At 67.6% G+C, this 987-nt stretch carries 2 protein-coding genes; both read left to right on the top strand.

Features of this window, described 5'->3' with window-relative positions; all coding sequences use genetic code 11:
- The first annotated feature begins 142 nt into the window (after positions 1–142).
- The gene (locus tag H483_RS27005) at positions 143–607 is read left to right on the top strand and encodes a cupin domain-containing protein (RefSeq protein ID WP_017836416.1); all 465 of its coding nucleotides are present in this window, start codon (positions 143–145) and stop codon (positions 605–607) included.
- Positions 608–720: 113 nt separating this feature from the next.
- The coding region (locus H483_RS38535) for a leucine zipper domain-containing protein (RefSeq protein WP_152427854.1) at positions 721–987 on the top strand (267 nt) is incomplete at its 3' end.

The following is a 987-nucleotide window of genomic DNA, read 5'->3' as shown; positions in this document are numbered from 1 at the left end:
TATGGGAGACACGCCCTAGTGGAACTCGCTCGGCCATGCCGGCTGCGGCCGCGTGCCTGGGGTTCCCGCGCCGGGGTCGCGGTCGTATGATTTGCATGATGAGCGGCATTGATGATATAAGACGCCTCCTGGTCCTCACGTCGTGCGCGCAGGCCAGGGCGACGTGACGGGCGAACCCGGACTGCTGGACCGGTACCTCATCGAGAGCCAGGTATCCGGCGGCCGGGTCGCGATCATCGAGCACATCGTGAACCCCAGGACGTTGGCCGCCCCGATGCACCGGCACAGCCGGGAAGACGAGTACACATTCGTGCTGGCGGGCACCATCGGCTTGATCGAGGAGGGCGTCGAGATCACGGCGACGCCGGGGGACCTCCTCGCCAAGCCGCGCGGTCGCTGGCACACGTTCTGGAATGCTGGCGACGACGAACTCCGTGTGCTCGAGATCATCGTGCCGGGCGGCCTCGAGGCATTGTTCCGCCGCCTCGCCGAGCCGGGAGGGGGGTACTCGCCCGATACGCTCCCCTCGCTCGCTGCCGAGTACGGCGCGGAGATCGACTTCGAGGCGACGATGCCGCTGGTGGAGCGGCACGGGTTGGCGTTCTAGGTGTATTGACCACGCAGGTTGTGTCACCCGTCGGCATGGCGAGATGAAATGAGGAAGACCTCCGTGTGAGGTGTGGAAGCGACCAAGCACCCACATCCACAACGGAGGTCTTCGTGTCCCACGCTAACGCGACTTTGACGCCCACGGGAAGACTGCGCCTGGCTCGGTGTGTCGTCGAGGACGGCTGGACCCCGGCCCGGGCTGCCGAGCGGTTCAACGTCTCGGTCACCACCGCCCGCCGCTGGGCCGAGCGATACCGAGAGAACGGCAAGGCGGGCATGGTCGACCGCTCCAGCCGGCCACATACCTGTCCGCACCAGACGCCCCGTCGGCGCGAGCGCCGGGTAATTGGGCTGCGCGTCTCACGCCGGTGGGGCCCG

Source organism: Dietzia sp. UCD-THP, from assembly GCF_000349585.1.
In the GTDB taxonomy this organism is placed as follows: Bacteria; Actinomycetota; Actinomycetes; order Mycobacteriales; family Mycobacteriaceae; genus Dietzia; species Dietzia natronolimnaea_A.
This window is presented reverse-complemented; position numbering and strand designations above follow the sequence as displayed.